This is a genomic window from Mycobacterium palustre (assembly GCF_002101785.1).
Classification (GTDB): Bacteria; Actinomycetota; Actinomycetes; order Mycobacteriales; family Mycobacteriaceae; genus Mycobacterium; species Mycobacterium palustre.
Genome location: NZ_LQPJ01000112.1, coordinates 38,827 through 51,914 on the forward strand (window position 1 = coordinate 38,827; position 13,088 = coordinate 51,914).

Consider the following 13,088-nt stretch of genomic DNA (forward strand, 5'->3'; position numbering starts at 1 on the left):
TAGCCCCGATAACGACGTCGCATCCCGATCGCGACAAATCGGATAGTAGCGATCGGCAAAAATGGAATTGCACGTTTTCAAGACGCATTCGCGGCAAATGCAAAACCGGTGCCTTGTTTGGGCGAGTCACCGGGACCAAAGGATCAACTCACGTTTGACGCATATCGCCGACGAAGCGCTGCGCCTCTTCCCAGCTGGGCAGCAGGCCCGAGGCGCGCACCTCGGCGAGGCTCGGTGCGGCGGCGTCACGGTCGGACAGGCTGGGTGCGGCGCCGCCGACCAGCGGCCAGTCGATGGCCAACGCGGGATCCGTCGCGCAGATCGTGTGCTCGCGCTGCGGGTTGTATTCCGCCGAGCACAGGTACATCACCGTGGAATTGTCTTGCAGCGCAAGGAAACCGTGACCGAGGCCCTCGGAGATGTAGATCGTTTTGCGCTGCGAGTCGTCGAGCAAAACCGAGTCCCACTGGCCGAAAGTCGGTGAGCCGACCCGGATGTCGACGACCACGTCGAAGACCGCGCCGGAAACGCAGGTCACGTATTTGGCCTGGCTGGGGGGCAGCTGCGCGAAGTGGATACCGCGCAGCACGCCGGCCGCCGAGACCGAGCAGTTGGCCTGGCGCACGTCCAGCCGATGGCCGGCGAACCCGGTGAACCCGCGGTCGGTGAGCCACTCGAAAAACAAGCCGCGCGAATCGCCGTGGATCTTCGGGGTGATCTCCCAGGCGCCGGGGACCTTCAGCTCGCGAACCTCCATCTCACCGCCCACGTTCGGCGTAACGGGCCTCGGCCGCGTCCTTCAACGGCCGCCACCATGATTCGTTGGCGCAATACCAGTCGATGGTGGACCGCAACCCCTCTTCGAAGTCGGTGTGCTTTGGCGCCCAGGACAATTCGTTGCACAGCAGCGACGGGTCGATGGCGTAGCGCAGGTCGTGGCCCGCGCGGTCGGGGACCCGGTCGAAATCGTCGGGGTCGCGGCCCATCATCTTCAGCAGGGTGCGCAGCACGCTGAGGTTGTCGCGCTCACCCTGGGCGCCGATCAAATAGGTCTGGCCGATGCGGCCTTTTTCGAGGATCAACCGGACCGCGCTGTTGTGGTCCTCGACGTGAATCCAGTCGCGGACGTTGGCGCCGCGGCCGTACAGCTTGGGTCGCCGGCCGGTGAGCACGTTGGTGATCTGGCGCGGAATGAACTTCTCGATGTGCTGATACGGCCCGTAGTTGTTGGAGCAGTTGGAGATCGTGGCGCGCACGCCGTAGGACCGCACCCAAGCGCGGACCAGCATGTCGGCGCTGGCCTTGGTCCCCGAGTAGGGGCTCGACGGGTTGTAGGGCGTCGACTCGGTGAACCGCTGCGGGTCGTCGAGCTCCAGGTCGCCGTAGACCTCGTCGGTGGAGATGTGGTGCAGCCGCACACCGTAGCGCCGGACCGCCTCCAGGATGGTGTACGTGCCGATCACGTTGGTGTGCAGGAACGGCTCGGGGTCGTCCAGGGCGTTGTCCACGTGGCTTTCGGCGGCGAAATGCACGACCGCGTCGGCCTCGGCGACCAGGGTGTCGACCAGCGGCGCGTCGGTGATGTCGCCCTCCACCAGCCTGATGGCGTCTTCGACGTCGGCAAGCGACTCGCGCCGCCCGGCATAGGTGAACGCGTCGAGCACCGTCACGGCATCATCGGGGTGCTCGCGCACCGTGCTGTGCACGAAGTTAGCGCCGATGAAACCGGCGCCGCCGGTGACCAGCAATCGCATGGCCCAAACCCTAGCCGAGCGCGGTCGTCAGCTTGGGGGAGTTAGCCCTAATGGCCCGGCCAGCTCGCCCAGCGCGCTCACCAACTCGTCGTCGTTCGCGCTGCCCAGCACCTGGATCGCCACGTGGTCGGCGCCGGCTTCGCAATGCTCGTTGAGGCGGTCGGCGACGGCCCCGGGGGTGCCGTAGGCCACCACGGCGTCGATCAGCCGGTCGCTGCCGGGCTTGGCGACGTCGTCCTGGGTGAAGCCCAGCCGCAGCCAGTTGTTCACGTAGTTGCCCAGGCTCAGGTAACGGTCGACGGTCCGGCGGCCGATCGAGCGGGCCTGTCCGGTGTCGGTGCTCAGCACCGCCTTGTGTTCCGGTGCCAAAAACACCGACCCGCCCAGCTGCTCGCGGGCCTTGGCGGTGTGCTCGGGCGTCGTCAGGTACGGGTGGGCGCCGGCGCTGCGCTGCGCCGCCAGCCGCAACACCCGCGGGCCCAGCGCCGCTAGCACCCGGCGGCTGGTCGGCACCATCGCCGCGTCGAGCGCGTCCAGGTAGGCCACCAGCGCGTCGTAGGGCTTGACGTACTCCTGGGTGTGCTCGGGGTGGCCGGTCCCGATGCCGAGCAAAAACCGTCCGGGGAAAGCGTTTTCGATGCGCTCGTAGGACTCGGCGACCGTCGGCGCCGGCGCGGACCAGATGTTGACGATCCCCGTGGCCAGCTGCAGCGACGTGGTCTGTTCGAGGGCCGGGTCGACCCACGCCAGGTCCGCGTCCGGCGAACCGCCGACCCAGACCGCGCCGTATCCGAGCGATTCGATCCGCGTGGCCAGCTCCGGTGTGATCGAGCGGGTGGCGAGGAATACGCCGAAGCGGCCCAGGTCCGGTTTCAGGCCGGCTGCGGCGGTCATCTGGATCCCCCTCGAAGACGCGTGTCGGCTCAGGGCTGGGTCAGCCCGAGCGGCCCGGCCAATTCGGCCAGCGCCGAGACAAGGTTTTCATCTCTGGTGAGGACCTGCACGGGGACGTGGTCGGCGCCGGCGTCGAGGTGCTCCTTGAGCCGCGCCGCGATTTGGTCCGGGGTGCCGTAGGCGACGACGGAGTCGACCAGGCGGTCGCTGCCCGGCCGGGTGACCTCGTCGTCGGAAAAGCCCAGCCGCTTCCAGTTGTTGCGGTAGTTGGCCAGGTTGAAGTAGATGTCGAGCGCCCTGCGGCCGACCGCGCGGGCCTGCTCGGGATCGGTGGTCAGCACCGCCTTGTGCTCGGGCGCCAAAAACGCCGACGGGCCGATCAGCTCGCGCGCCCGCGCGGTGTGCTCCGGGGTGGTCAGGTAGGGGTGCGCGCCGGCGGCCCGCTCCGCGGACAGCTTCAGCACCCGCGGGCCCAGCGCCGCCACCACGCGCCGGTGGGCGGGCACGCCGTACTCGTCGAGCTGTTTCAGGTACTCCACGAGCGCGTCGTAGGGCTTACGGTACTCGGCGTGGGCTTCGGGGTGCCCGACGCCGATGCCCAGCAGGAAGCGCCCGGGGTAGGCGTTGTCGATGCGGTGGAAGGACTCGGCGACCGGCTTGGCGGCCGCGGTCCAGATGTTGACGATCCCGGTCGCCACCTGCAGCGTCGTCGTCGCCTCGAGGATGGGCTCGACCCACGCCAGCTCCGCGGGCGGCGAGCCGCCCACCCAGACGGCCCCGTAGCCCAGGGACTCGATCTCTTTGGCCTGCTGGGGGGTCACGCCGCGTCCGAACGATCCGAACCGGCCGAGGTTGGGTTTGGCTGCATCGGTCATGGTCGTTGTCAACCCGCGGAACCGGGCCCCTATTCCGTGCTGTCAGCGGCGGCCGGGACCTCGAGCGGGAGCAGCACGATGAACCGCGTGTCGCCGGGAACGGATTGCACCCGCAGGTCCCCGCGGTGCTTCTTGACGACGATGTTCCAGGCCAGATCCAGGCCGAGGCCGGTGCCTTCCCCGACCGGCTTGGTGGTGAAGAACGGCTCGAAGATCCGCTCGCGAACCTCGTCGGGCACGCCGGGGCCGGTGTCGCAGATCTCGATGCGGGCCATCTTCTCGCCTTCTCGGCGGGTGCGGATGGTCAGGGTGCCGCCTTCGTCGCGCATCGCGGCGATCGCATTGTCGATGATGTTCGTGAACACCTGGTTGAGATCGCCTGGGTAACAAGGGATTTGGGGAAGGGACTTGTCGAGTTCCTTGACCACCTGGATGGCGGCGCCCCCTCGTGCGTTCGGGCCCAGGCGATCGGCGAACATCGTGAGCGTGCTGCGCAGCAGTTCGTGGACGTCGGCGACCTGGAACGGGGCCCGGTCCAGCTGCGAATACTGCTTGGCGTCGGCGACCAGCGCCGAGATCCGTTTGCTCGCCTCCAAGATCTGGTTCAGCAGCAGCTCGCCCTCGACGGTGTAGCTCAGCCAGCGGATGGCCTTCTCCAGCGACGTCGCCGAGCCGAGATCCTCGGTCGCCGCGGCGATGCGTTCCAGCCAGTCGGTGTCGACGCCCCCTTCGACGAAGGTCGGCGCGATGTCCCACCCGTCCTCGACGCCGTGGTCCTCCAGCCATCCGCCGACGGCGTCCTCCAAGTCGGCCGTCTCGATCGCGCTCATGTTCGCCGACGGCGCCTTGGCCACCTGGACCGCGAGCTCTTCCTGCAGCCGCACCAGCGCCCGCAGCGCCTCGGGCGTGACGGTCCCGTCGGCGAGCATCGCGAGCTTCTGGCGCATGCCGGCGACCCGCTGCCGCAGCTCGGCCGCGGCGCGGACGGTGGCCGCCGCGGGGTTGTTCAGCTGATGGGTCAACCCGGCGGACAGCTGGCCCAGCGCCAGCAGCTTCTCCCGGTTGGCGATGATCCGGCGGGTGCGCTCGAGCCCGACCGCCATGCCGTCGAGCAGGTGCACGGCCATCGGGAACTGATCCTTCATAAAGCGCGCGAACGCGGGCGCGTCGAGCACGAAGAACCGCGACGGCTTCGTGACATAGACGGTCGCGTCGTAGCTCTGATGCTGCGGCTGGCCGGTGAAGGCGCGCCAGGCGCCGCAGTACACCCCGCGCTGTGAGGTGCGGTTCGTCTCGATGTCCTGGCCGCCCGAGAGCTTCGACATCACCAGCTCGCCCTCGATCAGGACGTACAGGCACGTCGCCGGCTCGCCCTCGACGCAGATCGGGCCGGGCTCGTACTGCTCGACGTGCCCGCTGGCGCACAGCATCTCGAGTTGCCGGTCGGTGAGCGCCTCGAACAAAAACAGGGTGCGCAGCTCGTCGGGCCGGCACGGCACCGGGGCGGTCACGGGCGTCAGGCCTTCGCCAGGTAGCGGTGCACCAGCATCACGGCCATCGACCCTTCGCCGACGGCGGCCGCGACCCGCTTGGCGGACGCGGAACGCACGTCGCCGGCGACGAACACCCCGGGCACGCTGGTCTCCAGGTGGTGCGGCGGGCGGTCCAGGGTCCAGCCGCACACGTTGCGCAGGTCGGGGCCGGCCAGGATGAAGCCGTGGTCGTCGCGGGCCAGCACCCCGTCCAGCCACTCGGTGCGCGGGACGGCGCCGATGAAGACGAACATCCGGGCGCAGGCGACCTCCTCGGTGTCGCCGGTGCGGTTGTCGACCAGGGTCAGCTTCTCCAGGTGATCGGTCCCGGTGGCGCACTGCACCTCGGTGCAGGTGCGCACGCTGATCTTGGGGTTCTGCTCGATCTGCTGGATCAGGTAGTGCGACATCGACGCGGTCAGCGAGGGGGCGCGCACCACGATCGTCACCGCTTTGGCCTCGCGGGACAGGTGCATCGCGGCCTGCCCGGCGGAGTTGGCCCCGCCGATCACGTACACCTCCTCGCCGGTGCACTCCGACGCGATGGAGGTGGCCGCCCCGTAGTAGACGCCGCGGCCGACGAGCTCGTCGCACCCGGTCGCGGGCAGCTGGCGGTAGGCGACCCCGGTGGCGACGATGACGGCGTGCGCGTCGATGGAGCCGCCGTCGGAGAACCGCACGGTGCGCGCGCACCCGTTGACCTCCAGCGCGGTGGCGGTGCGGGCGGTGATGAGTTCGGCGCCGAACTTCTCGGCCTGCTTGCGCGCCCGCTGGGCCAGCTGGCTGCCCGAGACCCCGTCGGGGAAACCCAGGTAGTTCTCGATCCGCGAGCTCTGGCCGGCCTGGCCGCCGGTCGCGGTGCGCTCGATCAGCACGGTGCGCAGGCCCTCGGAGGCCCCGTAGACCGCCGCGGCCAGGCCCGCCGGCCCGCCGCCGATGACGACCAGGTCGTAGAACTCCTGCGACGGGGCGGTGGTCAGGCCCAGCGTGGCGGCCAGTTCGGCGTCGCTCGGGTCGACCAGGGGGTCGCCGCGCTCGGTGACGACGACCGGCAGCCGCAGCCCGTCCTCGCCGGCGGCCGCCAGCAGCCGCTCGCCCTCGGGTTCGTCGGCCATGAACCAGGTGTAGTAGAGCCCGTTGCGGGCCAAAAAGTCGCGGACCTGCCAGGACCGCGCCGACCAGCGGTGCCCGATCACCTTGGTGTGCGGGATGGCGTGTTCGGGCGTGCGCTTCCAGGCGTCCAGCAGCGCGTCGATGACGGGGTAGAGCTTTTCTTCCGGTGGGTCCCACGGCTTGAGCAGGTAGTGGTCAAGGTCGACGACGTTGATGGCGTCGATGGCGGCGTGCGTGTCGGCGTAGGCGGTGAGCAGCACGCGGCGCGCCGTCGGGTACAGGTCCATCGCCTGTTCGAGGAACTCGATGCCCGTCATCTGGGGCATCCGGTAGTCGGCGATGAGCGTCGCGACCGTCTCGCCGCGCAGTTTGAGCTGCTTGAGGGTGTCGAGGGCCTCGCCGGCCGATTCGGCCCGCACGATCCGGTGCTCCTCGCCGTAGTGGCGGCGCAGGTCGCGCGCCACCGCGCGGGAGACGGCGGGATCGTCGTCGACGGTCAGGATCACGGGTTTGCGTGGCTGGGTGGTGTCGCCGCCGGCGGGTGTGGTCATCAGCGTCAAGTATGCGCTTGTCAGCGGCCCCACGGGAGGTTGGGAAGGGGCCCCGGATTCCTCCCTCGGCGATTTTGGCCAGGGCCGATGACCGGGTATCGTGGACCAACGGTGCGGAATCCGCGCCGACTTTTTGCGTGCCCAGTCTCCCGGAAATCGCGGAATTTCCCGTCACCGGCTCACGTTTTAAGTCGGGGTGAACGCCGCGCCGAACCGGGCGCTGACGCGAACGAAACGAATGACGAGGATTCGAAGAAGAGTATGGCCAAGAAGGACGGTGCCATCGAGGTCGAGGGCCGCGTGGTCGAGCCCCTGCCCAATGCGATGTTCCGCATTGAGCTGGAGAACGGTCACAAGGTGCTCGCCCACATCAGCGGCAAGATGCGGCAGCACTACATCCGCATCCTGCCCGAGGACCGGGTGGTGGTGGAGCTGTCTCCCTACGACCTGTCCCGGGGCCGCATCGTGTACCGGTACAAGTAACCCCAGCCCGAACCGACCACCGACGAGTAGCAGAACAGGATCGAACAGCCGTGAAGGTGAACCCCAGCGTCAAGCCAATCTGTGACAAGTGCAGGGTGATCCGTCGGCACGGGCGGGTCATGGTGATCTGCTCCGATCCGCGCCACAAGCAGCGCCAGGGCTAGTCCCCTAATAACAACTGAATGCAGACCTCCCAGCACCAGTGAGCGGCTGGCATCTAGAAGAGATGGGCCGGCTCATCCACGCCCGGACGGAGGCCGGGCCCCACTTCGACGTTTGGAGGGGAACGGGCTGGGATCAGACCTCCGCAGAGATAAGAGGAAGCGCCACCTATGGCACGACTAGTAGGCGTCGATCTGCCGCGCGACAAGCGGATGGAGGTCGCGCTGACCTACATCTTCGGCATCGGCCGCACCCGCTCGAACGAGATTCTGGCGGCCACCGGCATCGACAAGGACCTGCGCACCAGGGACCTGACCGACGACCAGCTCACCCACCTGCGTGACTACATCGAGGCCAACCTCAAGGTGGAGGGTGACCTGCGCCGCGAGGTGCAGGCCGACATCCGCCGCAAGATCGAGATCGGCTGCTACCAGGGCCTGCGGCACCGCCGTGGCCTGCCGGTGCGCGGCCAGCGAACCAAGACCAATGCGCGCACCCGCAAGGGCCCCAAGCGCACCATCGCAGGCAAGAAGAAGGCCAGGTAATCGATGCCACCGAAGAAGGCAAGTGGTGCTGCGGCGCCCAAGAAGGGCCAGCACAAGACCCGCAAGCGGGAAAAGAAGAACATCCCGCACGGCGCCGCGCACATCAAGAGCACGTTCAACAACACGATCGTGACGATCACCGACCCGCAGGGCAACGTCATCGCGTGGGCGTCGTCGGGGCACGTCGGCTTCAAGGGCTCGCGCAAGTCGACGCCGTTCGCCGCCCAGCTGGCCGCGGAGAACGCCGCCCGCAAGGCCCAGGAGCACGGCGTGAAGAAGGTCGACGTGTTCGTCAAGGGCCCGGGCTCGGGTCGGGAGACCGCGATCCGCTCGCTGCAGGCCGCCGGACTCGAGGTGGGCGCGATCGCCGACGTCACCCCGCAGCCGCACAACGGATGCCGTCCGCCGAAGCGCAGAAGAGTCTAGGAGAAAGTCATGGCTCGTTACACCGGACCCGTCACCCGCAAGTCGCGCCGGCTGCGCACCGACCTCGTCGGCGGCGACCAGGCGTTCGAGAAGCGTCCCTACCCGCCCGGCCAGCACGGCCGCGCGCGGATCAAGGAAAGCGAATACCTGCTGCAGCTGCAGGAGAAGCAGAAGGCCCGCTTCACCTACGGCGTGATGGAAAAGCAGTTCCGCCGCTACTACGAAGAGGCCGTGCGGCAGCCCGGCAAGACGGGTGAGGAGCTGCTGCGGATCCTGGAAAGCCGGCTGGACAACGTGATCTACCGCGCCGGCCTGGCGCGGACCCGCCGGATGGCCCGCCAGCTCGTCAGCCACGGCCACTTCACGGTCAACGGCGTGCGCGTCGACGTCCCCAGCTACCGGGTGTCGCAGTACGACATCATCGACGTGCGGGAGAACTCGCTGAACACCGTGCCGTTCCAGATCGCGCGGGAGACCGCGGGCGACCGCCCGATCCCGAGCTGGCTGCAGGTGGTGGGGGAGCGGCAGCGCATCCTGGTCCACCAGCTGCCCGATCGCGCGCAGATCGACGTGCCGCTCACCGAGCAGCTCATCGTCGAGTACTACTCGAAGTAAAGAACTTTCGAGCCACCCGGCTCGAAACCTTAAAACGGCATCAAATAGCGGGTGCCGAGAAGGAGAAGAAACCCATGCTGATCTCTCAGCGACCCACGCTGTCGGAGGAAGTCCTCACCGACAACCGGTCCCAGTTCGTCATCGAGCCGCTCGAGCCCGGATTCGGTTACACCCTGGGCAATTCGCTGCGGCGCACGCTGCTGTCGTCGATTCCCGGCGCGGCCGTCACCAGCATCCGCATCGACGGCGTGCTGCACGAGTTCACCACCGTGCCCGGCGTCAAGGAAGACGTCACCGACATCATCTTGAACCTCAAGGGCCTGGTGGTTTCGTCCGAGGAGGACGAGCCGGTCACCATGTACCTGCGCAAGCAGGGACCGGGTGAGGTCACCGCGGGCGACATCGTGCCGCCGGCCGGCGTCACCGTGCACAACCCGTCCATGCACATCGCGACGCTGAACGACAAGGGCAAGCTCGAGGTCGAGCTCGTCGTCGAGCGGGGCCGCGGCTACGTCCCGGCCGTGCAGAACCGGGCGTCGGGCGCCGAAATCGGCCGCATCCCAGTCGATTCCATCTACTCGCCGGTGCTCAAGGTCACCTACAAGGTGGACGCCACCCGTGTCGAGCAGCGCACCGACTTCGACAAGCTGATCCTGGACGTCGAGACCAAGAGCTCGATCACGCCGCGCGACGCGCTGGCGTCGGCGGGCAAGACGCTGGTCGAATTGTTCGGCCTGGCACGCGAACTCAACGTCGAGGCCGAGGGCATCGAGATCGGGCCGTCGCCGGCCGAGGCCGACCACATCGCGTCGTTCGCCCTGCCGATCGACGACCTGGACCTGACCGTGCGGTCCTACAACTGCCTCAAGCGCGAGGGCGTGCACACCGTCGGGGAACTGGTCAGCCGCACCGAGTCCGACCTGCTGGACATCCGCAACTTCGGCCAGAAGTCCATCGACGAGGTGAAGGTCAAGCTGCACCAGCTGGGCCTGTCGCTCAAGGACAGCCCGCCCACGTTCGACCCGTCGGAGGTCGCCGGCTACGACGTCGCCACCGGCACCTGGTCCACCGAGGCCGCCTACGACGACCAGGACTACGCGGAAACCGAACAGCTCTAAACTTTCTCGACACTAAGGAGCGTCAGCAATGCCCAAGCCCACCAAGGGCCCTCGCCTCGGCGGGTCGTCGCACCAGAAGGCCCTGCTGGCCAACCTGGCCACCTCGCTGTTCGAGCACGGCCGGATCAAGACGACCGAGCCGAAGGCCCGTGCGCTGCGTCCGTACGCGGAAAAGCTGATCACGCACGCCAAGAAGGGCACGCTGCACAACCGTCGAGAGGTTCTCAAGAAGATCCGCGACAAGGACGTGGTGCACGCCCTGTTCGAGGAGATCGGGCCGTTCTTCGCCGACCGCAACGGCGGCTACACCCGCATCATCAAGGTCGAGGCGCGCAAGGGCGACAACGCCCCGATGGCCGTGATCGAGCTGGTGCGGGAGAAGACGGTGACCTCGGAGGCCGACCGGGCGCGCCGGGTCAAGGCGTCGAAGAAGGCCGCCCCCGAGGCCCCCGAGGTGCAAGCGGCGGCGCCGCAGCCGGCGGTCGAGGAGGCTCCGGAACCGGCTACCGACGCCGAGGCCAAGGCCGAGGAGGAGCACGACAAGGCCATCAAGGCCAGGGCCGAGGCCGAGGCCGACGCGGCTGACGAGGCTGACGAGAGTTAACGAGACCGTCCGGCTGCGGCTCGACGTCGCTTACGACGGAACGGATTTCGCGGGCTGGGCGGACCAGGCCGGGCAGCGGACCGTCGCCGGCGTCCTCGGTGAGGCGCTGACGACGGTCTTCCGCACCCCGGTGCGGCCGCGCGCGGCCGGGCGCACCGATGCCGGCGTGCACGCCACCGGCCAGGTGGCCCATGTCGACGTGCCGGGCGACGCCCTGCCCAACGCCTACCCGCGCGCGCCGCGGGCGGGTGAACCCGAGTTCCTGCCGCTGGTGCGCCGCCTGGGCCGATTCCTGCCCCCCGACGTCCGGGTGCTCGAAATCGCCCGCGCCCCTGCGGGTTTCGACGCGCGGTTCTCGGCGCTGCGCCGCCACTACAGCTACCGGCTGTCGACGGCCCCCTACGGCGTGCAGCCGCAGCTGGCGCGCTACGTCACCGCGTGGCCGCGGGTGCTGGACGTCGACGCGATGGCCGCCGCGTCTCGAGACTTGTTGGGGCTGCACGACTTTGCGGCGTTCTGCCGCCAGCGCGAGGGCGCCACCACCATCCGCGACCTGCAGCGGTTCGACTGGTCGCGCGAGGGCGATCTGATCACCGCGCACGTCAGCGCCGACGCGTTCTGCTGGTCGATGGTCCGCTCGCTGGTCGGGGCGCTGCTGGCCGTCGGCGAGCACCGGCGCCCGGCCTCGTGGTGCCGCGAGTTGCTTTCGGCCACGGACAGATCCAGCGACTTCGCCGCCGCGCCGGCGCACGGCCTGACGCTGATCGGCGTGGACTACCCGCCCGACGACCAGCTGGCCGCGCGCACGCTGATCACCAGGGACCTGCGCACGCGGGACTAGTGGCGATCGCGGCGACGCTAGACCTTGGCGGCGACGAAACCGGCGGCCTGGTTCGTCAGGCCGGGCACGTAGCCTAAGTGCGCCTTCCACTGGTTGCCGTTCGAGCAGATCGGGTCGCCGGGGTTGCACAGGTCGATGGTCTTGCCGTCGAAGTTTGGGGTTAGCGCGCTCATCAGCCCGCCGGCGCGCGCGGACGGATTGCCGAACAGGGCGACGGCCGCGACGTGGTCGGCGGCCCCGGCGGGCAGCGGCTGGCGAAAGCCGAGCGCGGAAACCGGTGCGGCGGTGACGATGTCGACGACGGCGGCGCCCTGGGAGTAGCCGCCGAGCACCACCTTGGTGTTCGGGCAGTTGTTGGCCATCTGTTGCACGTGGTTGCTGGCGTCGTTCGCGCCGTCGGCGGCGGCCAAGAAGTCCTTGTTCGCCGGGTAGTTAACCCCGTACGCGCCAACGCTTTTGCGGGTCTTTGCGCGCAGCGAGCTGATGAAGGCCTGGCCCACCTTTCCGACACCGGGCGGCTCGTCGGTGCCGCGGGCGAACACCACCTCGACGTCGGGGCAGGCCGCCGCCGCCCGCGGCAACCATTGCGGGGCCAACCAAAAGACGACCGCCGCAAAAAATGCGGCGGCCAGCACCAGGCGGATGAGCCTCACACAACGATGTTACGGGCGCAATTGTCAAGCGTCGGTAACGATTCAGACAAGCGGTGCTTGCGGGATCGGGGCGTTGGGGGCGACCGGCGTGTTCGGGTCGTTCGGCGCGGGCACCGACGGGCCCGATCCCGGCGTCTGCGGGCCGTACCCCGGCGTCTGCGGCCCGTACTGGGGCCCGTACTGGGGCCCGTATTGGGGCCCCGAGCCGGGCACCTGCTGGCCCGCGCCCGCCAGCAGCCGCGACGCCACGAACGCCGCCGCCTGGTCGGTGTAGGCGGGCACGTAGCCCTCGGTGTGACCGCTCCACTCGTTGCCCGGCCCGGCGTGGCAGATCGGGTCGGTGGGGTTGCACAGGTCGATCGCCTTGGACCCGAGCAGCGCGCTCCGGGTGGGCAGCGTGCCGCCGGCGCGGTCGGCCACGTCGCCGAAGGTGGCGACGGCGGTGATGTTCTTGGCGTATTCGGGCGGCAGCGAGTTGCCCCAGTTGATGCCGCCGATCGGGACGCCGGCCACGATGTCCATCACCGAGGCGCCCTGCGAGTAGCCGCCCAGCACGATCTGGGTGTTCGGGCACTTGGCGACCGCCTGCTTGACGCGGTTGATGGTGTCGTTGGCGCCGTCACCGCCGTGCAGCTGCAGCTTGCTGGCGGCGTAGTTCACCCCGTAGGTGTCGTAGGTCAGTCCCGGGGTCTGCTGGCGCAGCGCGTCGACGAAGGCGTCGCCGACGCGGCCCATGCCGGGGGGCTCGTTGGTGCCGCGGGCGAAGATGACCTCGACGTTCGGGCAGTCATCGGCGGCGGCAACCGGGGCCATGGACGCGATGGACGCGATAGACGGCGCGAACAGCAGGCCCGCGGCGCTGACCAGTGCAGAAACCCCGGGGCCTACCCAGCGGACGATGCGGTGGGAAGACACGCCGAAA

The 13,088-nt window shown here is 68.8% G+C and carries 16 protein-coding genes; 8 read left to right on the top strand and 8 right to left on the bottom strand.

From position 1 onward, the window contains the following. Window positions 1–148: 148 nt before the first annotated feature. The 6 genes from rfbC to AWC19_RS17345 are packed head-to-tail and all read right to left on the bottom strand — an operon-like array spanning window position 149 to window position 6,719. Window positions 149–757, bottom strand: a complete 609-nt coding sequence (gene rfbC, locus AWC19_RS17320) for a dTDP-4-dehydrorhamnose 3,5-epimerase (RefSeq protein ID WP_085079360.1) — start codon at window positions 755–757, stop codon at window positions 149–151. Between the two features lies 1 nt (window position 758). Next, window positions 759–1,754, bottom strand: a complete 996-nt coding sequence (gene rfbB, locus AWC19_RS17325) for a dTDP-glucose 4,6-dehydratase (protein WP_085079290.1) — start codon at window positions 1,752–1,754, stop codon at window positions 759–761. Window positions 1,755–1,781: 27 nt separating this feature from the next. Next, entirely contained in the window at window positions 1,782–2,648 is an 867-nt protein-coding gene (locus tag AWC19_RS17330; RefSeq protein WP_085079291.1) for an LLM class F420-dependent oxidoreductase, read from the bottom strand. Between the two features lie 29 nt (window positions 2,649–2,677). Beyond that, window positions 2,678–3,523, bottom strand: a complete 846-nt coding sequence (locus AWC19_RS17335; protein WP_085079292.1) for an LLM class F420-dependent oxidoreductase — start codon at window positions 3,521–3,523, stop codon at window positions 2,678–2,680. Between the two features lie 29 nt (window positions 3,524–3,552). Beyond that, window positions 3,553–5,034, bottom strand: coding sequence for an ATP-binding protein (locus AWC19_RS17340; protein WP_085079293.1), 1,482 nt, complete (start codon window positions 5,032–5,034; stop codon window positions 3,553–3,555). A gap of 5 nt (window positions 5,035–5,039) precedes the next feature. Next, the gene (locus tag AWC19_RS17345; protein ID WP_085079361.1) at window positions 5,040–6,719 is read right to left on the bottom strand and encodes an NAD(P)/FAD-dependent oxidoreductase; all 1,680 of its coding nucleotides are present in this window, start codon (window positions 6,717–6,719) and stop codon (window positions 5,040–5,042) included. A 261-nt stretch (window positions 6,720–6,980) separates the two neighbouring features. Here AWC19_RS17345 and infA point away from each other — a divergent pair, with 261 nt between their 5' ends. From infA to truA, 8 genes are all read left to right on the top strand, one after another. Further along, complete coding sequence (infA, locus tag AWC19_RS17350) at window positions 6,981–7,202, top strand: translation initiation factor IF-1 (RefSeq protein ID WP_003418601.1); 222 nt, start codon at window positions 6,981–6,983, stop codon at window positions 7,200–7,202. Between the two features lie 50 nt (window positions 7,203–7,252). Next, window positions 7,253–7,366, top strand: a complete 114-nt coding sequence (rpmJ, locus tag AWC19_RS17355; RefSeq protein ID WP_003879483.1) for a 50S ribosomal protein L36 — start codon at window positions 7,253–7,255, stop codon at window positions 7,364–7,366. 168 nt (window positions 7,367–7,534) lie between these two features. Further along, a complete protein-coding gene (gene rpsM / locus AWC19_RS17360; protein WP_085079294.1) occupies window positions 7,535–7,909 on the top strand; it encodes a 30S ribosomal protein S13 in 375 nt (124 codons plus the stop codon). Window positions 7,910–7,912: 3 nt separating this feature from the next. After that, complete coding sequence (rpsK, locus tag AWC19_RS17365; protein WP_085079295.1) at window positions 7,913–8,335, top strand: 30S ribosomal protein S11; 423 nt, start codon at window positions 7,913–7,915, stop codon at window positions 8,333–8,335. Window positions 8,336–8,344: 9 nt separating this feature from the next. Continuing rightward, window positions 8,345–8,950 (top strand): 30S ribosomal protein S4, encoded by a 606-nt coding sequence (gene rpsD / locus AWC19_RS17370; protein WP_085079296.1) that lies wholly within the window; start codon window positions 8,345–8,347, stop codon window positions 8,948–8,950. 74 nt (window positions 8,951–9,024) lie between these two features. Continuing rightward, window positions 9,025–10,068: a DNA-directed RNA polymerase subunit alpha gene (locus AWC19_RS17375; protein ID WP_085079297.1), complete on the top strand. Its 1,044-nt coding sequence runs from the start codon at window positions 9,025–9,027 to the stop codon at window positions 10,066–10,068. A gap of 28 nt (window positions 10,069–10,096) precedes the next feature. Beyond that, a complete protein-coding gene (gene rplQ / locus AWC19_RS17380) occupies window positions 10,097–10,672 on the top strand; it encodes a 50S ribosomal protein L17 (RefSeq protein ID WP_085079298.1) in 576 nt (191 codons plus the stop codon). Further along, on the top strand, window positions 10,650–11,513 hold the full coding sequence (gene truA / locus AWC19_RS17385; RefSeq protein ID WP_085079299.1) for a tRNA pseudouridine(38-40) synthase TruA: 864 nt from the start codon (window positions 10,650–10,652) through the stop codon (window positions 11,511–11,513). Before rplQ ends, truA begins: the two co-directional genes overlap by 23 nt. 17 nt (window positions 11,514–11,530) lie before the next feature. Here truA and AWC19_RS17390 read toward each other — a convergent pair whose 3' ends face one another. Both AWC19_RS17390 and AWC19_RS17395 read right to left on the bottom strand, forming a co-directional pair. Next, window positions 11,531–12,151 (bottom strand): cutinase family protein, encoded by a 621-nt coding sequence (locus AWC19_RS17390; protein ID WP_085079362.1) that lies wholly within the window; start codon window positions 12,149–12,151, stop codon window positions 11,531–11,533. A gap of 57 nt (window positions 12,152–12,208) precedes the next feature. Further along, entirely contained in the window at window positions 12,209–13,081 is an 873-nt protein-coding gene (locus AWC19_RS17395) for a cutinase family protein (RefSeq protein WP_085079300.1), read from the bottom strand. Window positions 13,082–13,088 lie beyond the last annotated feature (7 nt).